Annotated in this window: 23 protein-coding genes; 8 read left to right on the forward strand and 15 right to left on the reverse strand. The window is 66.5% G+C overall.

Going from position 1 to position 22,288, the window contains the following annotated elements; translation table 11 throughout:
- Window positions 1-13 precede the first annotated feature (13 nt).
- From AB4Z47_RS00320 to AB4Z47_RS00335, 4 genes are read right to left on the reverse strand one after another with little or no spacing between them, the layout of a single operon-like run.
- Complete coding sequence (locus AB4Z47_RS00320) at window positions 14-796, reverse strand: ATP-binding cassette domain-containing protein (protein WP_441947108.1); 783 nt, start codon at window positions 794-796, stop codon at window positions 14-16.
- Complete coding sequence (locus tag AB4Z47_RS00325) at window positions 793-1,842, reverse strand: ABC transporter permease (RefSeq protein ID WP_441947109.1); 1,050 nt, start codon at window positions 1,840-1,842, stop codon at window positions 793-795. Before AB4Z47_RS00325 ends, AB4Z47_RS00320 begins: the two co-directional genes overlap by 4 nt.
- A 10-nt stretch (window positions 1,843-1,852) precedes the next feature.
- Window positions 1,853-2,860 carry a sugar ABC transporter substrate-binding protein gene (locus tag AB4Z47_RS00330; protein ID WP_441947110.1) on the reverse strand — a complete coding sequence of 336 codons (1,008 nt, stop codon included), beginning with the start codon at window positions 2,858-2,860 and terminating at the stop codon, window positions 1,853-1,855.
- Window positions 2,861-2,879: 19 nt separating this feature from the next.
- On the reverse strand, window positions 2,880-3,776 hold the full coding sequence (locus tag AB4Z47_RS00335) for a TIM barrel protein (protein WP_441947111.1): 897 nt from the start codon (window positions 3,774-3,776) through the stop codon (window positions 2,880-2,882).
- Between the two features lie 253 nt (window positions 3,777-4,029).
- Here AB4Z47_RS00335 and AB4Z47_RS00340 point away from each other — a divergent pair, with 253 nt between their 5' ends.
- Both AB4Z47_RS00340 and AB4Z47_RS00345 read left to right on the forward strand, forming a co-directional pair.
- Entirely contained in the window at window positions 4,030-5,034 is a 1,005-nt protein-coding gene (locus tag AB4Z47_RS00340) for a LacI family DNA-binding transcriptional regulator (RefSeq protein ID WP_441947112.1), read from the forward strand.
- A 60-nt stretch (window positions 5,035-5,094) separates the two neighbouring features.
- Entirely contained in the window at window positions 5,095-6,111 is a 1,017-nt protein-coding gene (locus AB4Z47_RS00345; RefSeq protein WP_441947114.1) for a Gfo/Idh/MocA family protein, read from the forward strand.
- A gap of 351 nt (window positions 6,112-6,462) precedes the next feature.
- Here the strand turns inward: AB4Z47_RS00345 and AB4Z47_RS00350 are convergent, their stop codons facing one another.
- The 4 genes from AB4Z47_RS00350 to AB4Z47_RS00365 all read right to left on the reverse strand — a co-directional run bounded on the left by AB4Z47_RS00350 (window position 6,463) and on the right by AB4Z47_RS00365 (window position 9,663).
- Window positions 6,463-7,512, reverse strand: coding sequence for an acyl-CoA thioesterase (locus AB4Z47_RS00350; protein WP_441947115.1), 1,050 nt, complete (start codon window positions 7,510-7,512; stop codon window positions 6,463-6,465).
- 435 nt (window positions 7,513-7,947) lie between these two features.
- Window positions 7,948-8,796 carry a helix-turn-helix domain-containing protein gene (locus tag AB4Z47_RS00355; RefSeq protein WP_441947116.1) on the reverse strand — a complete coding sequence of 283 codons (849 nt, stop codon included), beginning with the start codon at window positions 8,794-8,796 and terminating at the stop codon, window positions 7,948-7,950.
- Complete coding sequence (locus AB4Z47_RS00360) at window positions 8,793-9,326, reverse strand: DUF6879 family protein (protein ID WP_441947117.1); 534 nt, start codon at window positions 9,324-9,326, stop codon at window positions 8,793-8,795. Before AB4Z47_RS00360 ends, AB4Z47_RS00355 begins: the two co-directional genes overlap by 4 nt.
- Window positions 9,304-9,663 (reverse strand): hypothetical protein, encoded by a 360-nt coding sequence (locus AB4Z47_RS00365; protein WP_441947118.1) that lies wholly within the window; start codon window positions 9,661-9,663, stop codon window positions 9,304-9,306. The genes AB4Z47_RS00360 and AB4Z47_RS00365 overlap by 23 nt, the downstream gene beginning before the upstream one ends.
- 331 nt (window positions 9,664-9,994) lie before the next feature.
- On the opposite strand from AB4Z47_RS00365, the gene AB4Z47_RS00370 reads away from it, so the two are divergent.
- Window positions 9,995-10,360, forward strand: coding sequence for a hypothetical protein (locus AB4Z47_RS00370; RefSeq protein ID WP_441947119.1), 366 nt, complete (start codon window positions 9,995-9,997; stop codon window positions 10,358-10,360).
- 81 nt (window positions 10,361-10,441) lie between these two features.
- On the opposite strand, the gene AB4Z47_RS00375 is transcribed toward AB4Z47_RS00370, so the two are convergent.
- The gene (locus tag AB4Z47_RS00375; RefSeq protein WP_441947120.1) at window positions 10,442-10,897 is read right to left on the reverse strand and encodes a nuclear transport factor 2 family protein; all 456 of its coding nucleotides are present in this window, start codon (window positions 10,895-10,897) and stop codon (window positions 10,442-10,444) included.
- A gap of 98 nt (window positions 10,898-10,995) precedes the next feature.
- On the opposite strand from AB4Z47_RS00375, the gene AB4Z47_RS00380 reads away from it, so the two are divergent.
- Window positions 10,996-11,562: a TetR/AcrR family transcriptional regulator gene (locus AB4Z47_RS00380; protein WP_441947121.1), complete on the forward strand. Its 567-nt coding sequence runs from the start codon at window positions 10,996-10,998 to the stop codon at window positions 11,560-11,562.
- A gap of 205 nt (window positions 11,563-11,767) precedes the next feature.
- Here the strand turns inward: AB4Z47_RS00380 and AB4Z47_RS00385 are convergent, their stop codons facing one another.
- Window positions 11,768-12,232, reverse strand: coding sequence for a nitroreductase family deazaflavin-dependent oxidoreductase (locus AB4Z47_RS00385; protein WP_441947122.1), 465 nt, complete (start codon window positions 12,230-12,232; stop codon window positions 11,768-11,770).
- A gap of 97 nt (window positions 12,233-12,329) precedes the next feature.
- Here AB4Z47_RS00385 and AB4Z47_RS00390 point away from each other — a divergent pair, with 97 nt between their 5' ends.
- Window positions 12,330-12,944 (forward strand): TetR/AcrR family transcriptional regulator, encoded by a 615-nt coding sequence (locus tag AB4Z47_RS00390; protein ID WP_441947123.1) that lies wholly within the window; start codon window positions 12,330-12,332, stop codon window positions 12,942-12,944.
- A 238-nt stretch (window positions 12,945-13,182) separates the two neighbouring features.
- On the forward strand, window positions 13,183-13,467 hold the full coding sequence (locus AB4Z47_RS00395) for a hypothetical protein (protein ID WP_441947124.1): 285 nt from the start codon (window positions 13,183-13,185) through the stop codon (window positions 13,465-13,467).
- A gap of 431 nt (window positions 13,468-13,898) precedes the next feature.
- On the opposite strand, the gene AB4Z47_RS00400 is transcribed toward AB4Z47_RS00395, so the two are convergent.
- From AB4Z47_RS00400 to AB4Z47_RS00415, 4 genes are all read right to left on the reverse strand, one after another.
- Entirely contained in the window at window positions 13,899-14,105 is a 207-nt protein-coding gene (locus tag AB4Z47_RS00400; RefSeq protein WP_441947125.1) for a hypothetical protein, read from the reverse strand.
- A 111-nt stretch (window positions 14,106-14,216) separates the two neighbouring features.
- Window positions 14,217-15,218: a ketol-acid reductoisomerase gene (gene ilvC, locus AB4Z47_RS00405; protein WP_441947322.1), complete on the reverse strand. Its 1,002-nt coding sequence runs from the start codon at window positions 15,216-15,218 to the stop codon at window positions 14,217-14,219.
- Between the two features lie 162 nt (window positions 15,219-15,380).
- Window positions 15,381-15,884, reverse strand: coding sequence for an acetolactate synthase small subunit (ilvN, locus tag AB4Z47_RS00410; RefSeq protein ID WP_441947126.1), 504 nt, complete (start codon window positions 15,882-15,884; stop codon window positions 15,381-15,383).
- Window positions 15,885-15,892: 8 nt separating this feature from the next.
- Window positions 15,893-17,812, reverse strand: a complete 1,920-nt coding sequence (locus AB4Z47_RS00415) for an acetolactate synthase large subunit (RefSeq protein WP_441947127.1) — start codon at window positions 17,810-17,812, stop codon at window positions 15,893-15,895.
- A 406-nt stretch (window positions 17,813-18,218) separates the two neighbouring features.
- On the opposite strand from AB4Z47_RS00415, the gene AB4Z47_RS00420 reads away from it, so the two are divergent.
- Both AB4Z47_RS00420 and ilvD read left to right on the forward strand, forming a co-directional pair.
- Window positions 18,219-18,839, forward strand: coding sequence for a PH domain-containing protein (locus AB4Z47_RS00420; RefSeq protein WP_441947128.1), 621 nt, complete (start codon window positions 18,219-18,221; stop codon window positions 18,837-18,839).
- A gap of 428 nt (window positions 18,840-19,267) precedes the next feature.
- Window positions 19,268-21,145 (forward strand): dihydroxy-acid dehydratase, encoded by a 1,878-nt coding sequence (gene ilvD, locus AB4Z47_RS00425; protein WP_441947129.1) that lies wholly within the window; start codon window positions 19,268-19,270, stop codon window positions 21,143-21,145.
- A gap of 243 nt (window positions 21,146-21,388) precedes the next feature.
- On the opposite strand, the gene AB4Z47_RS00430 is transcribed toward ilvD, so the two are convergent.
- Window positions 21,389-22,258: a DoxX family protein gene (locus tag AB4Z47_RS00430; RefSeq protein ID WP_441947130.1), complete on the reverse strand. Its 870-nt coding sequence runs from the start codon at window positions 22,256-22,258 to the stop codon at window positions 21,389-21,391.
- Window positions 22,259-22,288: the final 30 nt, after the last annotated feature.

Below are 22,288 nucleotides of genomic sequence, written 5' to 3' on the forward strand. Positions count from 1 at the left end.
TGTCTGCCCGGATTCACGGCGTCACCACGCGTCGCAGCTCGTGCTGCAGGGCCTCCAGCTCCGCACCGCCCGCCATCTGGCGGGTCAACTCCTGCACGTCGATCTCCGGTTTCTCGTACGAGCCGAGCACGGCGCCCCGCTTCAGCAACAGGAATCGGTCGCCGACCGGATAGGCGTGATGCGGGTTGTGCGTGATGAGCACGACGCCCAGGCCGCGATCGCGCGCCTGCACGACATACTTCAGCACCACCCCGGCCTGTTTCACGCCCAGCGCCGCGGTCGGCTCGTCGAGAATGAGCACCTTTGCGCCGTAGTGCACGGCGCGCGCAATAGCGACGCACTGTCGTTGGCCGCCCGACAGCGTGCCGACCGGCTGTTCGAGGTCGCGAATGTCGATCCCCATGTCCGCCAATGCCGTTCGTGCGATCTCCAGGCCCTTTGTGCGATCCAGCAACCGGATCGGGCCGAATCCGACGGTGGGTTCGGAGCCGAGCACGAAGTTGCGCCACACGCTCATCAGCGGCACCACCGCCAAGTCCTGATATACCGTGGCGATGCCGCGATCCAATGCCGCACGCGGCGAGGAAAACCGGACAGATTCGCCCTCCACCCGCAGCTCGCCGCGGTCGTGCTGGTGCACCCCGGCCAGGATCTTGATCAGCGTGGACTTGCCCGCGCCGTTGTCGCCGAGCACGCAGGTCACCTCGCCCGCGTTCACCACGGTGGACACCTCGCGCAACGCGACGACACCGCCATAGCTCTTGCCGAGGTCGACGGCTTCGATGAGGGAGGTCATCGGCGTACCCTTTCGGCTCGCTTCTGGAATCTGTTGTTGACCAACACCGCCGCCAGCAACAGCACGCCGAGGAACAGCATGAACCAGTCGCTGTCCCAGCGGGCGAACACGATCCCTTGGCGCGCCATGCCGAAGATCAGCGCGCCGATCGCGGCGCCGACCGCCGAGCCGAAGCCGCCGGTCAACAGGCACCCGCCTACCACGGCAGCGATGATGTAGTGCAGCTCGAGCCCGACGCCCTGGTTGGCCTGTACGCTCGCGAAGCGGAGGATATTGCAGGAGCCGACCACCCAGCCCGCGAACGCGGTGCCTATGAACAGCAGGATCTTCGTGCGATCTGCGGGCACGCCGACCGCACGGGCGCTGGGCAACTCACCGCCCACCGCGAAGATCCAGTTGCCGAACCTGGTGCGCACCAAGACGATCGCGGCGAGGGCGGTCAGCACGATCCACCACACCACCGAGGCCTGGATGCGGGCGTCGCCGATATTCAGCGTCGAGGCGAACACCCAGCCCGCCGACTGGTAGCCGTCCGCGCCACGCACACCCGACACCTGAACTGTGTCGGTAACCAGCCGCGTCACACCGAGATTCAAGCCCTGCAACGCGAGGAACGTACCGAGAGTGACGATGAAGCTCGGCAGGCCCGTGCGCATCACCACCCAGCCGTTGAACGCGCCGACGGCGAAGGCGAACACCAGCGAGGCCAACAGCGCGAACCACACGTTCCACCCGGCGTGTACCGCGAGCAATGCGGTGACGAGCGCGGTGGAGGCGGTCATCACACCCGCCGACAGGTCGAACTCGCCGCCGATCATCAGCAGAGCCACGGCCACTGCCATGATGCCCAGCGTGGACGAATCGTCCAGCCACGTCGCCACGCCGAGCGGGCTGAGGAACCTATCGGTGATGATCGAGAAGAACACGAACACGAGCAGCGCGCCGAGCGCGGCCCCGATTTCCGGCCGCAGGAACAGGCGCTGCAGCGGCGAGGGGCCCGCGGTCCGTTCCTGCGTCGCGTCGGAAGTCTTTGTCACAACGGTCATGTCGTCCACCTCACCGCGTGCCTTGCGCGACCAGCGCGGCCACGGCGTCGACGTTGCTCTTGTCGACGAAGCCAGGGCCGGTCTGCACCGGCGCGCCGCCTCCGACGGTGTTCAGATTCGACCGGTAGAGCTGAAGCAGCACGATCGGCAGGTAGCCCTGCTCGTACTGCTGCTGGTCGACCGCGAACAGCAACTTTCCTGCCCGGATCGCCTCCACCACATCGGAATTCAAGTCGAACGTCGCGACCGTGGCCGCCGACCTCGCCTCTTGTACCGCGTCCACCGCCCGCGCGGCGATCTGGGAAGTCAGCGTCAAGACCGCGTCGATGGAACGGTCGGCCTCCAGCGCGCCCTTGATCCGAGACTGCACATCGGTCGGGTTGTTGATGTCCACCTGGAGCGTGGTCGCGTTGCCGAAGGCCTTCGTCGCGCCACCGCAGCGTTCGCTGGCGCCGATATTGCCCGCCTCGTGGATCACGCAGAGCATCCTGCCGCGCCCGGTGTCCGCAAGCCGTTTGCCCGCGGCCTGGCCCGCGAGCGATTCGCTCTGGCCCACATGGGCGAACGCACCGAACTTCGTGCTCTCGGCCGCACCGGAATTGATCGTCACCACCGGGATGCCCGCGGCGACGGCCTTTTCGAGGGATGACCGCAACGCCTCGGGGTTGGCCATCGAGACGACGAGGCCGTCGACGCCCTGCGCCACCGCATTGTCGATCAGTTTCGCCTGCTGGCCGGGATCACCCGAGGCGTTGTACTCCACGCGGACGCCGAGATCCTTGCCCGCGGCCTCCGCCCCGTTCTTGACAACGTTCCAGAACGCGTCGCCCGGGCTGCCGTGCGTCACCACCGCTACCGACTCCAGTCGGCCCGCGGCGACCGGTGTCTGTGACGGCGCGGGCGCGTCGGTGCCGGGTCCGCTGCACGCGGCGAGGAGGGCGGCCGTGGCAACCCATGGCAGCAGGCGGCGTTGGCGCCGCCGCCACGCGGCCGCACCGCGCTGTGGTATCGAAAACATCGTTGTCATCACGTCCCAACTAGATTCGTGCCGCGGCAGGTGCGATGTCCGCGAGGTGGCGCAGACTCCGTTCGGTGTCGCGGCGCGGCAGCTCCGCCGAGCCGGTCGGCAGCAGCGCGGTGTCCTGCTCCATCACATACCAGCCCCGGTAGCCGGCGGCGCGGACACCGCGCACCAGCGCCTCGATGTCGACGTCGCCTTCGCCGAGTGGAACATACAGCCCGCGACGCACCGCCTCGCTGTACTCCAGCTTTCCGCCGCGCACCTGGTCGGCCAGTGCGCTGCGGACGTCCTTGAGGTGGATGTGCCCGATCCGTTCGGCATGTCGCCGCACGAGCCGCACGGGGTCGGTGCCGCCGATCACCAGATGCCCCGTGTCGAGGCAGAGGTCGAGGTCGGAGTCGGCGAGGAAACGCTCGACCTCGGCCGCACTCTCCACGTGCGTGCCGACGTGCGGATGCAGCACCGTGCGCAGGCCACGTTCGGCAGCGACGTCACGGATGGCGGCGGCTGTTTCCACCAACATGTGCCATTCGGCGTCGGCGAGCTGCGGGCGCGAATCGTATCCGCAGAGTCCCGTCGCGGCGGCGAGTACGAGGACCTCGGCGCCGGTGGCGGACAGCAGTGCGGCGGTGTCCTTTGCCTGTGTGATCGCCTCGCCCGGGTTCCGGTGCAGCACGAGGGCCAGGAACCCGCCGACCGAGGCGATCCCGAAGGTCCCGAGCAGCATCCGCAGCTGGGCCGGGTCGCGCGGGAAATAGCCGGGTGGGCCGAGTTCGGTAGCGGACAGGCCGAGCGCGGCCATTTCCGACAGGACGGTGCGCGCGTCGAGCATGTGACCCCAGCCGGGAACCTCGCAGACTCCCCAGGAGATCGGAGCGCCCGCGATACGCAGCGGGTAGAGCGATTCCGTCATCGGCACTTCTCCGACCTTCGGTGTCGAGTTGAAGCGTTTGGAGCGCTCCAACTATGTAACGTGGGTCATAGTGTGTCAAGAGTTCTTCCTGGCCCGATTCTAGCGCTACTACCAGGTAATATGCCGCAATACATGCAGAGCTTGCGAGAATACTCGGCGTGGCAACTCTTGTTAGAGCGCTCTATTGAACAGGACTGGCCGATCTTGTATCGTCCGACCCGGCACGGTTCACCGAACGCGGAACGGAGGCGACATGGCGCGACCAACCATGGAAGACGTCGCCGAGCGCGCCGGCGTCTCCCGTGCCCTCGTTTCACTCGTCATGCGCGACTCCCCCAAAGTCAGCGAGCACCGCCGACGGGCCGTGCTGGAAGCCGCGAAAGACCTCGGATACCAGCCGCACATCTTGGCGCGCTCGCTGGCCAGCCGAACCTCCAACATCGTGGGTGTCATGGTCTCCGACCTGCGCAACGCCTTCTTCGCCGACGTCGTCGAGGGCATGGACGCCGCGGCGCAGGAGTCCGGCCTCGAGCTGATCCTCAACACCGGCCGCCGCAGCGCCGCCCGCGAGCACACCGCTCTGCAGAGCCTGCTGTCCTTCCGCCCCGGCGGCGTCATCCTGCTCTCCCCCATCCTGCCCGCCGCCGCGATTCGCGCAGCGGCACAGCAGGCACCGCTGGTGCTGGTCTCCCGCAGCTCCACGGTCGCCGACATCGACACGGTCAACGACGACGGCGAGATCGGCGCGGGCCTCGCCGTGGATCACCTGGTGTCCCTGGGTCATCGGCGCATCGTGCACCTCGACGGCGGCGGCGCCTTCACCTCTGCGCCGCGCCGCAAGGGCTACCGTGCCGCCATGACGCGCCACGGCCTGGAGCCGATGGTCATTCCCAGCGAGCACACCGACTCCGCAGGCATGACCGCGGTGCGGAAGCTGTTGAACCTGTTCTCCCACGACAACTTTCCCACCGCGCTGGTCTGCGGCAACGACTTCAACGCCGTCGGAGCGATGTCCGCACTCGAGGAAGCGGGATTGCGTGTGCCAGAAGATGTTTCGATCGTAGGCTACGACAATACGTCGCTGGCCGCGCTGCGCCACGTCGCCTTGACCACCATCGACCAGCCACGCGTCCAAATGGGCCGCCTTGCCATCGAGGCACTCGCCGAACGCCTCCGCGACGGACGTACCGCCCCGGTCCGGCGTCGTCTACAGCCTTCTCTCGTCATCCGCTCGACCACGAGCGCCCCTGGCCACTGAACCGCCTCGCGAGCGGCCGATCGCCGACCGCACATCGAGATTTCACCTGAAGGAGTGCCGATGTCATCCCACAAAGCCATCACCTTGGGCCTGGCCGGAACCGGCCGAATCGGAACCTTACACACCGAAACCCTCACGAATATCGCGAACGTCACCAAGGTCGTCGTCGCCGACGCCGACACCGACCGGGCCCGCGCCACCGCCGCCGAACTCGGCGTCGAATTCGCCCCCGACCTCGACACTCTCTTCGCCGCCGACCTCGACGGCCTCGTCATCGCCACCGCCACCGACTCCCACCCCGCCCTCATCATCCGCGCTGTCGACGCCGGCATCCCCGTCTTCTGCGAGAAGCCGGTAGCCGCCGACATCGAAGGCACCCGCACCGTCATCGAACGCATTCAGCACTCCGCCGTCCCGGTCCAGATCGGGTTCCAACGCCGTTTCGACGCCGGCTACCGCGCGGCGCGTGCAGCCATCCGGTCCGGCAACCTCGGGTGGCTGCACACGCTGCGTGCCACCACTCTCGATCCGGCGCCACCACCTGCCGAATACGTTGCACGGTCGGGTGGGTTGTTCCGGGACTGCGGGGTGCATGATTTCGACATCATTCGGTGGGTGACGGGACGGGAAGTCACCGAGGTCTACGCGGTCGGCGCCAACCGCGGAGAGCCCTTCTTCGCCGACGCGGGCGACGTCGACACCGCCGCCGTCGTGCTGCGTCTCGACGACGGCGCCCTCGCCACCGTCTCCCTCACCCGGTACAACGCGGCGGGATACGACGTCCGACTGGAAGCGTTGGGATCCAAGGGAAACGCCATAGTCGGCCTGGACGACCGCTCACCGTTATCGTCGGTCGAACCCGGCTACACTCCCTCCCCCCACCCCGCCTACCCCGGCTTCATCGACCGCTTCCGACGCGCCTACACCGAAGAATTGGCCGCCTTCGCCTCCGTGGTGACCGGCGATCTAGACAATCCTTGTAGCCCCAGCGACGCCCTCGAGGCGTTCTATATCGCCGAGGCTTGCGAAATATCGCGCCGGGAAGCACGGCCGGTCAAGATAGCCGAAATCCGCTGATGACTCCGCTTCGCCGGTAGGCAGGCCCGCCTACCGGCGACAAGCTCGGATCAATCGCTGAGCCACCATCGCCAACAGCTCTGGGCTTGATCATGAATCCCCGGATTCGTTTGCCGCCATCACCGAGGGAAGCCAATCACGGTAGCTGGCCGGAACGGCACCGCTACGAACTTCGAGGTCGGCACGCGCGCATGCGTAGAAATCATCGCACCGCAGTGCCAGCTCCTTGTTGTGACGGTCGTAAGCGTCCTGATCGACCTCATCTCTTGTCGGTCTTGCCGATGTCGCCGATGATCCCGCAGCTGAGCGCGACCTACACCTCCATCGAGGTTCCACGTTCGCGGCATGCGTTCACCGATGCGCCGGTACCCGGAAATGACTGGGTTCGGCATCGGCCGGCACGGCACTCGCCGGGGTGAACGGCTCCACCAGCGCACGTAGTTCGACGAGATGCCGGGCGTGTGCGTCAAGCGCTTGGTCTTCCTCGGAGACCGGCGCCCATTGCCGCGCAGCCCGCGCTTTTCCGTCGTCGTCCACCGCGACAACCACGGCGAGACCATGCGCGGCCAGTGCGGGTTCGTCAGAATGGGTGTCGGTGGACGTCACGTGCACACTCATGTGCATGCTGCGCGGGCCGGTATGGATCAGGCGTGCGGTGACCTCGACGACGTGGCCGATGACGATCGGCCGGTAGAAGCGGATACCGCCGAAGTAGGACGTGATGACGTGCTGTCCGGCCCAGTCGGCGCCGCACACGTAGGCGGCCTCGTCGATCCACCGCATCGTCCGGCCACCATGAACCTTGCCACCCCAGTTGATGTCCGAGGGCGCTGCCAGAAACCGCAGCGTGGCACTCGGCGCGGTGCCGGCAGCCGTATACCGCTGCGCAGCCATCGCCTCCTCGATGTGTTTGCGCACCGAGATCCTCGCCCGCGCCTGCCGATGCCGCTGCAGCTCGAGGAGTGTTGTCGGATTCCATTGCGGCACTTCGACAGTGCGCCGGTCGTCGTCGACGGCGACGAAGATCGTCAGACATTGGGCCGACTGCACCGGCTTCACCCGCGTGGGATCGGTGGAATAGACGGTGACGAGGATATGCATGCTGGTGCGCCCGGTGTGGACGAGATTCGCATGCAATTCGACCAGCTCACCGACCGCGATCGGCCGGTCGAGATGGATATTGCCGACATAGGCCGTGACGCAATAGCGGCCGCTCCACTGGGCCGCCGCCGCGTAGGCGACCTTGTCGATCCATTCGAGGAGTTTGCCGCCGTCGACCGATCCCACGATGCCGGCGTCGTCGGGTTTGACGAGAAAACGGTGAATCGCCTCGGGGCGCCGACCAGCCGAGGCCGGACTCGGGACGGTCGCGGTGGGGTCGAGATTCGTCGAGTTGGGCAAGGTTCACAATCCGTTCGGGCAGAGAATCTTCTGATATCCGACCCCGTTGTCCCGGAGAATGTTAGGCGCCCGCGCCACTACGAGCGAGTAACGAGCAAATGCCCACCGCGGCCTACTGTGCGGCCACATTCGCGGCGGCCACTATCCAAGACGAGTCGATCGGCACACCCTGATCTCGAGTCGAGGTGCTGCCGTGACCGCGTGATCTTCACCGATGTCGAACGCGCCTACCCTCGCGAGCCAGTGGTTCGCCCGCCTCGCCACCGTAACGCCTTCGTCGTAATCACCGAGCACTTGCCGGCCGGTACGGCCGTGATATGCCGGTCCCCGCCGCTACCCTCCACCGGAAGATGCTGTAAGACACGACGATCGGGGTTGCGATAGAGCACATCTGTTCGAACAAATCGCAATTCACGCTATCAGCGTGGTCCGGAATCAAATCCCCTGCCTGATCTGCTGCTGCGCGGTGGTGATGAGGGCTCGGGCCTGGTCGCCGAAGACGGCGTGTTCGTAGAGTCCGGTCCAGGCTTTTTCATAGAGTGCGAGTTCGGAGGGGGTGGTGATGGTGAGTTCGGCGCTGATCGTTTCGACGAGAGCGGTGCGGCGGTCGAGCAGATCGAATGAGGTGGTGGTGTAGATGAATCCGGTGCCGGCCGGGACGACGCCGAGGATGAGGCGCGGGTTGCCGAATCCGGTGTCGAGCAGGTGCTGGAGTTGGTCGGTCATGACGGTGCTGTCGCCGACGTGTGTGTGTAGGGCCGACTGGTCTATGAGCTGCACGAGTCGGTGATCGCCTCGGTGCAGCACGCGCTGGCGGGCCAGGCGTGCGGCTACGGCGTCGTCGAGGTCGTCGTGGGTGCCCAGAAACCGGATGCACTGGGTGAGAACGGTTCTCGCGTAAGGCTCGGTTTGCAGCAGACCGGGGATGAGCACCGTGCTGTAGGTACGCAGCGAGCGGGCGCGCCCCTCGAGGTCGGCGCCGCGACGTTGACGGCGTGCGTGTCCGCCGGCGGTGACCCGCCGCCATTCCTGCCATTGGGCATCGACGTTCTGCAGGGCCGCGACAAGATCCGGGAGCGCGAGTTCCGCGTCGCACAGTCGGCACCACACCGCGAGATCGTCGACGCTGGGCCGCTGCTTGCCGAGTTCGACGCGGGACGTTTTCGACCAGTGCCATCCGGCGGCGGTGGAGAATTCGCGTCCGTCCAGGCCTTTGGAGCGGCGCAGTTCGCGCAGTCGCGCGCCGAGGGCTTGGCGGGCGTGATCAACCCTGGTCGCGGTCATGGGAACCTGCCGAGGTAGTCCTCGTATGGGATTGCTGCCGCCCACACGCGGTCACGAATGGCGATCGCGGCGCGCAGCTGGCGTGGCTCGCTAGTGGTGGCCGCGCCGATCCAGCGGCCGCGCTCATCGAACAGGCTGTAGGCGACAGTGTGGGTATCCAGCAGCCAGAAGTCTTCGGCGACAGCGTCTTCCGGGTGGGCCCCGGCGCGCGTGAGGTAGCGCAAGTCCTCACCAGCCTCGACGTTGTAGCGGCCGAGGGCAAGCAAGTAGCGGGTGTAGGTGGTGTGCGGGACGGTGACGATGCGGGCCCGCCGCACCGCGACGCCACGCCCGGTCATCGCCCGCACCTGCTGCGTCCAGGGAGCGAACCAGTCGCCGCCGGGGTCGCGGGCTTCGTTGTCTCGCCAGGCGGCGAATGACTCGGCCTCGGTCTCCGCGTCGTAGTCGTCGGCGGTTTCGAGATGGAACGCCAGCTGCTCGGCGCGGCCGAGCAGCTGGTCGAAGCGCTCACCCGGCTCGACGCGGATCATCGGGGGTCACCTCTGGCGCGATCGGCACTTCCACCGCCGCCTCATGCCCGGGGATCTTCATCATCGCGAGCGCTTCCGGGTCGATGACCGGCGCGCCGGTGAGCAAAAACGTGCCGTGCCCAGTGTCGACGAGCCCGGCCACGGCCGTGCCCGGCTCGGTGTGGACCAGCAGCCGGTGCGGGATCTCGACCTGATCGCTGCGGTCGGTCTTCCACCCTTGGACGGCGAAGGTGTCGCGGTCGGTGGCATATAGCCGCGGTGAGCCTTGCCCGCCGGACGGGCCGCCGAGGAATCGAACCTGCATGATGAGGGCTCCCTTGTAGCGCGTTGTGTGCATGGATACTCCTCTCATCGTGGCGGGAGCATAGGCCGATGTCACCGGTCCGCGCACTTTCACGCACTCGGCTGGCCTCGGGTCAGGTTGCCTCGTACAGTCCGAGCAGGCACCCCGGACCCGTTGCGTCTACGGGTACAGTGTCGCGTCCACAAGCGCGGATGCGACAAGTCCGGCGAAAGCACAGCCCCGGGTCGCCACCCGTCGACGGAGGGAGCGTGGCCGTGCTGGACCTGTTGCTCGTGTTCACCTTGGGCGTGCTGCTCGGAGGCGTCGTCGGCTGGTGTACCACCTGCGCCCGCATCGACTTGGCTGTGCATGGTCGGGGTGAGCGGTGACGCGTCGGATCGCGGTCGGATACATGCTGGCCCACGCCGCCCCCGCGCGGCAACACCACGCCGAACAACGCATCCGATCCGTGGCCCACAAGCACGGCTTCCAGTTGGTGCGCACCGTCGTGATCGGGCCTCGCATGGACCGGCCGATCGGGCGCCTGCTGGATGCCATCGACTGCCTGCACGCCGCCGCGGCGGCGAAAGGCCGGCCGAAGCCTAGCGTCCTGGTCATCACCCCCGACCTCGAGCACGTCGACAAACGACCTGCCACGATCTGCCAGGTCGCCGACCTGCTTACCGTGCACCCCGAACGGCTTTGGACCCGCGAGCACTCCAGTGGCCAGGCCATCCCGGTCGACCTTTAGCTCCTGTCGGCGCAGCAACCCCCATTGCGCCGGACCTGGGCGCCGGCTTTGGCGCAGGTGCTATTCGGCACTCGAGCTCGATCACGAAGGCCGGACCCCTGATCGCTCGGCGATGATGCCGCCGAGCAGCGCCTCGGCTTGTCCGAAAGCGATAGCGCCGGCAAGCGGATTGGAGTAACTGCGTGACCAGACGATCAACCCATCCCGCACACGGGCCACCTTGATGATCGGGAAGGCGAACTGTGTGCCGGTGGACAGCACGGTGCCGTTGATCCGGTATTCGGTGATGATGACTTCGGGGTCGGCGGTCTCGTGAATGCGAACGTCGTCGATGGAGTCGAATCGCTGAATCCGTGCGCCCTCGACCAAATGAGCTCGGAACGCCTCTCTGCCGACCTCTGGATGCTCAGCGCCAGGCGGCAGATACGGCAGTTCGAACACGGCGTCGACCGCATAGACATCGGCCATCTCCGGCACCGGGCCCCCAGCGGTCACGGCCAGCAGGCGTTCGATGGTTTCACGAGGGGTGACAGACATGGCATACTCCTGCTCAGAAACTAACCGGGGCGATCCCCCCGGTTAATATACGGGGCACGCGCCCCGGTTGTCGAGCGCCGGATCAGGGACGGTGAGAGATGGGTGGTGAGCGTCCACTGCGAGCCGATGCGCGACGCAACCGGGAGCAGATCCTGGCAGCTGCGCGCGCGGGGTTCAGCAGTGCGGGCAGCGGGATCTCGCTGGATGAGATCGCGCGGCGGGCAGGGGTTGGCGCGGGGACGGTACACCGGCATTTTCCGACCAAGGAGTCGCTGTTCGAAGCTGTGCTCGTCGACCACCTGCGGCAGTTGATCGACGACGCGACACGCGCTCTACAGTCCGACGACGTCGAGCCGGCCTTCTTCGAGTTCCTACTGGGAATGGTGGGGCAGGCCAAGACGAAGCAGGATCTCGCCGAGGCGCTCGCCCGAGCCGAGATCGCCATGAGCGCACAGACCCGACAAGTCGCCGCCGAGTTACGGACCGTTTTCGCCGATCTGCTGCATCGCGCTCAGCAAGCGGGGGCGGTGCGAACCGATGTCGACGTCGACGAGGTGCAGGCGGTGGCTATCGCCGCGGTCGCCGTCCACCGCACAGGCATTCCCGACCCCCAGCGCGTCGCCGCGCTGATCTGCGACTGCCTCCGAGCGCCCCTGCCCCAGTGACGATGCGCCAGAACGGCGCAGGCACCCGACTGCGCCTTCGAGATGAAATCGACGGTTCATCGACAATTCACATTTTCAGCCGACCCGTTCAACCACCCTATTAATTCACCCCCGAAGAACGCGAGCAGCCTGCGCCTACTCATGCCCCCGCCCACTCAGGAGATTGCCGGAACCACGCCCACCCGGACCACGAGTCCAGCGGAACTCACACCGGCCGTAGGCAAACGATCACATATCCGTTGGCGACCGCCCGCCGCAGATCGATGGGATTCACCCCGCCGTCCGGTGCCAACTCGATACCCGCGAATCGCCCGTGGATCGGATTCGCGGAGACGACCACCGGAACCAGAGCCGCCAGCCGGTCTTCGTCGGCAATCACTTCGGCTCGAGCACGAATATCTCTGCCGCGCAGACGAACACGGACGGATTCTCCGTCACGCAGATTCCGCCGCCACCCCGCGCTCGTGCCGACCAACACTTGTCCGTCGTGCTCGGCATACCCGACGGGATTGGTGTATTCGCGACCGGACTTGCGCCCGATCACGGTCACCAACAGCAACTTTCCGCTGACCACCCGGTGCAGCGGAGATCGGAGCAGCAAACGGACGAGCGCATCGCCCGTGCGTTGCGTGCGGGATTGGGACGGCCTTGTCGAAGTTGGATGGGACACGGGGTACACCTCCGTTATTTACTGAGTCTATACTCAGAAAATACGACGGCATCGGGCATACTGCAAGGGTTCAGCGACGAGACATCAGGAGGAGATGGTGCAGACATCCGGTCGCACGGCAGGACGCACCCGCGGGCGCCCGCCGACCGGGGTACGGGAAGCGGTGATCGCCGCCGCGCAACAGATCCTCACGGAGGCGGGTGTCGCCAGGTTGTCCACCAAGGAAGTCGCGAAGCGCGCGGGTGTCGCCGAGTCGAGCATCTTCTATCACTTCGGTGACCGCATCGGGTTGTTGCAAGCAGTGGTTCAGCAGCACCTGCGTCCGTTCAAGGACGTGCTCGGCGAGGTCGATGGGCACGGTGAGCTCCGCGCGTATCTCGTCGCGCTGATGGAAGCACTGGAGAATTTCTTTGTCGCGACGATTCCGGTCGCCGCCGCGATCCAGTCCGACGCCGAACTCCGCGCGAAATACCTCGACCGTGTCCAAGAGGCGGACATCGGTCCGCACCGCGCGGTCGACGCCTTGGAAGCGAGACTCCGCGCGGCACGCCCGAACGCGTCCGACACCGTAAACCTTCGCGCGGCAGCGCTTCTGCTGGTGGGTGCGGCGCACCAGCGCGCGTTGCAACGCCACCTCAGTCCGGCTGGCGTGCTCGCCTCACTACCCGTCCCGGCGACGGTCGTCGACACCGTGCTGCCGATTTTCGACTGATCCCCTAAGGGGGTGCCCCTAGTTCTGCGGTTTGATTTTCTCCCCAGGGGAGCCAACCCCCGTGATCTTTCGCGAGATGTGCGCAAGAGTGAAGGCGTGCAGTCGCTGCCCCGCCGGTAGACCTGCCCTGGAAGCAGCGGCGACACACTCTATCCCGACCTGTCTGCGGTACACAGCGGACAGACCGGCAACGGGGGATGGTGAGCAGATAGCTCACCGCAGAGTGAAAGGATCCACGTTGTTCTCGACAACCAGCGCTGCGCGCCGGACCCTGGCCAGGGTAGCCGTCGCCGGTGCAATCGCCGTAGTTCCGTTGACCGCCTTGGCCATCCCCGCCTCCGCCGACCCCGGGGCACCGGGCGTTTCCGAGGTCAGGCACAACCGCCATTGGCACGATCGCGACTGCGACTTCGGACCATTCCAGGACTGGAACTGCAACAACGGACCGTTCCCCGGTTGGGGCGGCGGCCTGTTCGACCAGTTCCGCCAGAACCGGCCACCCGGCCTGTTCGGCAGTAGCTAGAAGCACGGCTACAGCCCGGTACCTAGGTACCGGGCTGTAGCCGTCTGACACCCCCGGAACACTCCGATTCCGGAGCGGGCCACCGTGCGGCCAGGTTCTCAGCTGCACGCACGATCTCCGGCTCAATTCCTGAACTGGCGAACAAGAGATCGACCAAGACCGGTATGCCATCCATGTTCCGTTTGAGTCGGATGGTGGCCAGCCTGCCGTTGTCATGCTCTACCGATGCATCGAAGCCATAGCCCTCGGAGATAAGCCGGCGAACCAAATCCTCGGCAGCGCGGTCATCTTCGACGGCCACCGCCAGATCGATATCGTGGGTGAACCGCGGTGCGGATCGCACCGAAACCGGAATCCCCCTACGAGCGCGCAACCATAGCCGAGGCGGCCGAGATCCGCCGTCGCGCGTCGGAGCGCGGCTTCGAGTTCGTTCATGCGAACCGTGGCGAGGGCTGCCCCACCGCGTCGCCAAGCGGTGCACCTGGGCGCGAGAGAAGCCAGTCATGAACGGCTTCCTCGATTTTGGCCTCGGTCGCGTCAGCATGCTCTCTGCGGATTCGCATACGCTGCATGCGCACGCCGAACTCATACATCTCGAATGCGAGGCGCAACCGCTGACCTGGCGTTTCTTCCGACACGACACCAGCCTACCGCCTTAAACCGTGGCCGCGGCAATGCCAGAAGGCCCGTTCCTTCCCGAGGAACGGGCCTTCCAGATTCGTGTGCGCGGCAAGCGCAACGGTGAAACCTCAGGCGGTTTCGGTGATCGGGCGATCCACCCAGCTCATCAGGCTGCGCAGCTTGGCGCCGGTAACCTCGATCGGGTGCTCGGCGTTCTGCTTGCGCAGCGCCTCGAGCTCCTTGTTACCGCCCTCGACATTGGCGACGAGGCGCTTGACGAAGCTGCCGTCCTGGATGTCCTTGAGGATGTCCTGCATGCGCTTCTTGGTGTCGGCGTCGATGACCCGCGGCCCCGACAGGTAACCGCCGAACTCGGCGGTGTCGGACACCGAGTAGTTCATGCGCGCGATGCCGCCCTCGTACATCAGGTCGACGATCAGCTTGAGCTCGTGCAGCACCTCGAAGTAGGCCATCTCCGGCGCGTACCCGGCCTCGACCATGACCTCGAAACCGGTCTTGACCAGTTCCTCGGTACCACCGCAGAGCACGGCCTGCTCACCGAACAGGTCGGTCTCGGTCTCTTCCTTGAAGGTGGTCTTGATGACGCCCGCGCGGGTGCCGCCGATGCCCTTGGCGTAGGACAGCGCCAGCGCCTGGCCCTCACCCTTCGGGTCCTGGTCGATGGCGATCAGGGCGGGAACACCCTTGCCGTCGACGAACTGGCGGCGCACCAGGTGGCCGGGGCCCTTCGGCGCGACCATGCCGATGGTGACGTTGGCCGGCGGCTTGATCAGGCCGAAGTGGATGTTGAGGCCGTGGCCGAAGAACAGCGCGTCGCCGTCCTTCAGGTTCGGTTCGATGTCGCCTGCGAAGATCGACGCCTGCGCGGTGTCTGGCGCGAGCACCATGATGACGTCGGCCCACTCGGAGACCTCGGCCGGAGTGCCGACGGTCAGGCCCGCCTCCTCGGCCTTCGGACGCGACTTGGAACCCTCCGCGAGGCCGACCCGAACCTCGACGCCGGAGTCACGCAGGCTCAGCGAGTGCGCGTGGCCTTGGCTGCCGTAGCCGATGACAGCGACCTTGCGGCCCTGGATGATCGACAGGTCGGCGTCGTCGTCATAGAACATCTCGACTGCCACTGTGGTTGGTTTCCCTTCTGGAGGATCGTCCCCGCCGAAGCGGGGCACACCGTGCTTGACGCAGGTGATGGGTTTGTACTGTTTCGGATCAATCGGATCCCCCGCGTCTGCGCGGGGAGCGCCGTACGCCGACCGTAGATCGAAGCCAGACTAGCGCGTCGCCGTGATCGACTTCGGACCGCGGCCGACGGCCACCACGCCGGACTGCACGATCTCCCGCACGCCATACGGTTCGAGCATGCGCAGCAGCGCGTCGAGCTTGGACCGGGTTCCGGTCGCCTCGACGGTGAGCGCGTCCGGGGACACGTCGATCACCTTGGCGCGGAACAGCCCGACAGCCTCGATGACCTGCGTCCGCACGCTGGCGTCGGCGCGCACCTTCACCAGGATCAGTTCGCGGGCCACGGAGCTGTCGGCGTCCTGCTCCACGATCTTGATGACGTTCACCAGCTTGTTGAGCTGCTTGGTGACCTGTTCGAGCGGCAAGTCCTCGACGGTGACGACGATGGTCATGCGCGAGACCTCGGGCAGCTCGGTGCCGCCGACCGCCAGCGACTCGATATTGAAGCCGCGGCGGGAGAACAGGGCCGCGACCCGCGCCAGCACGCCCGGTTTGTCCTCGACGAGAACGCTGAGGGTGTGGGTGGTACTCATCCTTACGTTCACCTGTTCTTCTCGTGCGACATCGCCTCATCGATGATGGCGGGCTCGACGGCCTGCTCGTCCTCGTCGAACAGCGGGCGGATGCCGCGAGCGGCCATGATTTCATCGTTGCTGGTGCCCGCGGGGACCATCGGCCACACCTGGGCGTCCTTGCCGACGATGAAGTCGATCACCACCGGTCGGTCGGTGATCGACTGGGCCTCCCGGATGGCGGGCTCCACGTCCTCTTCCCGCTCGACGCGGATGCCGTGGCAGCCGAGGGCTTCCGCGAGCTTCACGAAGTCGGGGATGCGCAGGGAGTGCGTGCGCAGGTCGGTGTTGGAGTAGCGCTCCTGGTAGAACAGCGTCTGCCATTGTCGGACCATGCCGAGGTTGCCGTTGTTGATCAGGGCGACCTTGATCGGAACGCCTTCGACCGCGCAGGTGGCCAACTCCTGGTTGGTCATCTGGAAACAGCCGTCACCGTCGACCGCCCACACCTCGGTGTCCGGCTTGCCCATCTTGGCGCCCATGGCGGCCGGGACGGCGTAGCCCATGGTGCCGAGACCGCCGGAGTTCAGCCAGGTGCGCGGCTTCTCGTACTTGATGAACTGGGCTGCCCACATCTGATGCTGGCCGACGCCCGCGCAGTAGATCGCGTCGGGACCGGCCAGGCGACCCAGCGCCTCGATGACGAACTCCGGCGACAGCGACCCGTCCGCCGGTGGGGTCCAGCCCAGCGGGTACGCGTCGCGGATGCCGTCGAGGTAGGTCCACCACTCGTCCAGCGACAGCAGCGGCGCGTCGCCCGCCGCCGGATCGGCTTTCAGCGTCTCGATCAGCTCAACGATCACCTCGCGGCAGTCGCCGACGATCGGGACGTCGGCGTGCCGGTTCTTGCCGATCTCGGCCGGGTCGATATCGGCGTGGATGACCTTGGCGCCGGGCGCGAAGGAGTCCAGCTGGCCGGTGACGCGGTCGTCGAAGCGGGCGCCGAGGGTGATCAGCAGGTCCGACTTCTGCAGTGCCCCAACCGCGCCCACAGTGCCGTGCATTCCGGGCATGCCCATGTTCAGCCGGTGGCTGTCCGGGAAGGCACCGCGCGCCATCAGCGTGGTGACCACCGGGATGCCGGTCAGCTCGGCCAGCTGCAGCAGCTCCGGCGATGCGTCGGCCTTGATCACGCCGCCGCCGACGTAGAGCACCGGTGCCTTGGACTCCATGATCATCCGCGCGGCTTCGCGCACCTGCTTGCCGTGCGGCTTGGTGACCGGCCGGTAGCCGGGTAGCCGCATCTCCGGGGGCCAGCTGAAGGTGGTCTGCGCCTGCAGCACGTCTTTGGGGATGTCGACGAGCACGGCGCCGGGGCGGCCGGACGCGGCCAGATAGAACGCCTCGGCGATGATCCTCGGGATGTCGATACCCTCGGTGATCAGGAAGTTGTGCTTGGTGATCGGCATGGTGATGCCGGAGATGTCGGCTTCCTGGAACGCGTCGGTGCCGATCAGGCTGCGGCCGACCTGGCCGGTGATGGCCACGATCGGGACCGAGTCCATCTGCGCGTCGGCGATCGGGGTAACCAGGTTGGTCGCGCCGGGGCCTGATGTGGCCATGCACACACCGACCTTGCCGGTGGCCTGCGCGTAGCCGGTAGCCGCGTGGCCGGCGCCCTGCTCGTGCCGGACGAGGACATGCCGCACTTTGGAGTCGAACAACGGGTCGTATAGAGGAAGGATCGCGCCGCCTGGAATGCCGAATACAGTGTCGACGCCGAGCTCCTCGAGCGACCGTACGACCGACTGCGCACCGGTGACCCGCTCGGGCGGGGCCTGGCGGCGGTTGGCCGCGGATGTCGTGTTGGCAGCGGGCGATGCCTGCTGATTCGCCGAAGGCGCTGGCCTGCGGGCCGAAGGCCCGGGCCGTGCGGTAGGTGCGCTCACCGTCTTCGTTCCTTACTGGTAGTCGTTCTGACCCCGGATTTTGTGCCTCGCGGCGCTGGGACGGACGACATCCGGCCCTCGCAAAGAGCACCTGGACAGCCGCCCGGCCACCGCAAACGCGGTGTCTTGCGCCTCGCCATGTCGAACAATTCTCCGAACATAAAAAAGCCCCCGTCAGCACAGGGCTGAACGAGGGTGGCGCGTCGCAACGCGAGCTGACGTATTCGACTCAGAGTGTCAGGCTCAACGCTGGACGCGCCGGCCGATTACGAGCAACTCGTTTCGATTCACGCGCACGACGTTAAGCGGGCGTGAACCGAAGAGTCAAACAGATGACCTATGGCGTCCCATTATGTGGGACAGTGTGGTTGCTTGTGTCCGTTCACCAGGATGCGAGGATGGTGGTGTGTCATCACCGCATCAGTCCGTGCCACCTTCTGAATCGTCCCATACGCCCGCCACGGGAGCGGAGACGGGTAGCGCCTCGACCACCCGTGTGATCCGCATCCCACGACTGGCCTTCCTCGGCGTATTCATCCTGCTGATGTGCGCATTCTTCCCGTTCGTCGGCTGGCCGGCCGGGCTCTGGTGGCTGTTGCTGATCCCCGTCGTCGTGCTCGTATGGGTGTTGCGGACGCAGACCTCCGTATCGGACGCGGGACTGGACCTGCGGACGCTGTTGGGATCCCGCCATCTGGATTGGGCACAGGTGAAAGGCGTGCGGATCCCGAAACGTGGATACGTGCTCGCCGATCTGACCGATGGCACCGAGGTGAAGTTGCCCGCGGTGGGTTACGACCGGTTGCGCGATCTGGCGGCGGCGTCCAACGGGCGGATCCCGAACCCGTTCGCGGGGCCGGAGGAAGTCATCGGGGCCGGTTCCACCGCCGAGCCCACAGCCGATGAAGCGGCCGAGCCCAGCGCGAGCACGGCCGTGCCCGCAGAGAACGAACCGAGAACCAATGGGGTCGCGAAGACTTTCGAAACCGAGAACGCCGATACCACGGGCGACGGTAACCACTCATAGGCCCGCACGGACCACAGGGGCCGCGAAACACCGCGACCGTCAGCAGCGGAACATCTTCCGACGGTAGAGTGTTGCGGTCAGGTGATGGGATGATCTCGTTGGAAGCATCGATCCTCGTTCTCACCCATCGCCCCTCGACGGTCCGGCACCTCCGGTAAAACCGTCGACGCCGACCACACCCCCGGCGGCGACTCAATAATCACGGGCTGACACCGAGAGACCTACCCACGGCTGCCGCACGGGTGAAGCGACCGGCATGTAGACGTACCCACCCGCGGGAGTAGCGTGGGAGCGCCGCCGAGCAAACTCTGCGCAGTCGCAAAGAGCGCTTGGACGGACGAACGTTTTCCGGCCACCGCAAAGAGCGCTTGGACGGACGAACGTCCGGCCACCGCACAAGAGCCCCCCGCGACCCGAGGACCATCGAAATGCCACCGCTTCGTTCCCGAACCACGACCATCGGCCGCAATGCCGCGGGCGCCCGCGCGCTTTGGCGGGCCACCGGTATGACCGACTCCGACTTCGGCAAGCCGATCGTCGCGATCGCGAACTCCTACACCCAGTTCGTGCCCGGCCACGTGCACCTGAAGAACGTCGGCGAGATCGTGGCCGACTCGGTGCGCGCCGCCGGTGGGGTACCGCGCGAGTTCCACACCATCGCCGTCGACGACGGCATCGCCATGGGCCACGGCGGCATGCTCTACTCGCTACCCTCGCGCGAGATCATCGCCGACTCGGTGGAATACATGGTGAACGCGCACACCGCCGACGCGCTGGTGTGCATCTCGAACTGCGACAAGATCACGCCGGGCATGTTGAATGCCGCGATGCGTCTGAACATTCCGACGGTGTTCGTCTCCGGCGGGCCGATGGAGGCAGGCAAAGCCGTGGTCGTGGGCGGTGTCGCGCAGGCGCCGACCGACCTGATCACCGCGATCTCCGCGAGCGCGAATCAGGCGGTGTCCGAAGAGGGTTTGAGCGAGGTCGAGCGTTCCGCGTGCCCGACCTGTGGCTCGTGTTCGGGCATGTTCACCGCGAACTCCATGAACTGCCTCACCGAAGCATTGGGTCTCGCGCTGCCCGGCAACGGCTCCACGCTGGCGACGCACGCCGCACGCCGGGCGCTGTTCGAGAAGGCGGGCACCGTGGTGGTGGACATCGCCAATCGCTGGTACCGCGCGGACGATGCCTCGGTGCTGCCGCGAAACGTGGCCGATGCCAAGGCTTTCCGAAACGCGATGGCGTTGGACGTCGCGATGGGCGGCTCGACCAACACCGTGCTGCACACGCTGGCCGCCGCGCAGGAAGGTGAGATCGACTTCGATCTGCACACCATCGAGGAGACCAGCCGCCGGGTGCCCACCCTGTCGAAGGTGTCGCCCAACTCCGACTACCACATGGAGGACGTGCACCGGGCCGGCGGCATCCCCGCCATCCTGGGCGAGCTGCGGCGCGCCGGTCTGCTGGAAACCGACGTCACCACGGTGCACACCACGAGCTTCGACGAGTGGCTCGACACCTGGGACATCCGCTCCGGCAAGGCCTCCGAGGAAGCCCTCGAGCTGTTCCACGCCGCGCCGGGCGGTGTGCGCACCACCGAGCCTTTCTCCACCGAGAACCGCTGGTCGTCACTGGACACCGATGCCGAAGGCGGCTGCATCCGCGACTTGGAGCACGCCTACACGAAGGAGGGCGGCCTTGTCGTGTTGCGCGGCAATATCGCTCCCGACGGTGCGGTGCTCAAGACCGCGGGCATCGATGAGGAGCTGTTCTCCTTCCAGGGCCCCGCGGTTGTCGTGGAGTCGCAGGAAGAGGCCGTATCGGTCATCCTCGGCAAGAAGATCGAGCCGGGCGACGTGATCGTCGTCCGCTACGAGGGCCCCTCGGGTGGCCCCGGCATGCAGGAGATGTTGCACCCCACCGCTTTCCTGAAGGGCGCGGGGCTCGGCAAGCAGTGCGCGCTGATCACCGACGGCCGTTTCTCCGGCGGCACCTCCGGCCTGTCGATCGGCCACATCTCCCCCGAGGCGGCGAGCGGCGGCGCCATCGGCCTGGTCGAGAACGGCGACCAGATCCGCATCGACGTCACCACGCGCACGCTCGAGGTCCTTGTCGACGACGCCGTCCTCGCCGAGCGCCGCGCAAAAATGGATGCCTCGGAACGTCCCTGGCAGCCGGTCAACCGCGACCGTCCGGTTACCACCGCCCTCCGCGCCTACGCCGCATTGGCGACCTCGGCCGACAAGGGCGCCGTCCGCCAAGTGCTCCCCCGCCTCTCCGGGTCTTCAGACCGTACTGGTCAGTGACATCGGATTTGCGTTCAGGTCCTGCGTTGGGTGCCAAGCAAGTTCTGGGCGTGCCCGACGAGTTACCCATGTTCTTGCGAAATCAGTAGTTGCGTGGCGTGCCGTACCAGTCGAGTAGCCCGGAATCCGGGTTCGGATCCGAAGTGGCACTGAAGTGCGGGACCTGAACGCGAAGCCTCCGCAACCTGAGTGGTAGGGCCTGAAGACATGGAGAGGCGGGAGCGTCCTTCGGTTCTCCGACGCTTAGTCGAAGGGTTCTATGCCGATTAGGGGGTTGCCGCCGTGGAGGTACCAGTAGGTGCCTGCTGCGGCGGCGATGGCGAGCAGGAGGACGACGAAGGAGCCCGCGGAGGGACGGGTGGCCCAGCCGCGGTTGCGGTCGAAGGACAAGCGGCCGGGGCCGGTCAGAATGATGACGGCGGAGATGCCCGCGAGGATGCTCTCCAGTTCGACCGAGCCGGGGCCCTCCTTGTACTGGAATCCGGGAGCCATGCCCTGCTTCCAGGCCCATGCGTCCAGAATCACCGCGAGAACCGCGCCCGCGGCCAGCGGCGTCACCAGGCCGAGGACGAGCAGGGCACCGCCGCCGACTTCACCGGCCGTGAGCAGGATCGTCGACACCGTCGGATGGTCCCACCCGCCCCGCTCCATCATGTCGCGGGTGCCGTCCAGGCCGGGGCCGTGGAACCAGCCGGCGAGCTTCTGCAGCCCGTGATAGAGGAAGGTGCCACCGACGACCAACCGCAGCAGAAACAAGCCCAGATCGAGTGTGCCACGGCGGTTCTCGCTGGTGCGCCGACGCAGCCTGCCGGTGTCGTTCGGTGGCTTCGCGGCGGGCGGGATGCTCGCGTACCCGTAGGACGCGGGCGCTTTGGCGCTTTCGCCCGGTGCCGGGACCTCCGGGTCGAGCCCGAGTTCGTCGTCGGTGCGCGGGACATCCTTGGTGAGCAAAGGACCCTTGGACGGATCCACCCGAGGGAACTGCCCGGTCGGCGAATCGAACGGGCTGCCCACTCCGCCACCGGTGGACGACACCGCCGACTGCTCGGACGTGGACGGTGTGGCGCCCTCGGCCCGCGAAGGTTCGGGTGTGTCTTTCGGCTTGTCGGTCACGGCCAATACCCTATGTCGCGGCGCGCTACC

It is taken from the genome of Nocardia sp. 2TAF39, assembly GCF_052114905.1.
GTDB lineage: Bacteria > Actinomycetota > Actinomycetes > Mycobacteriales > Mycobacteriaceae > Nocardia.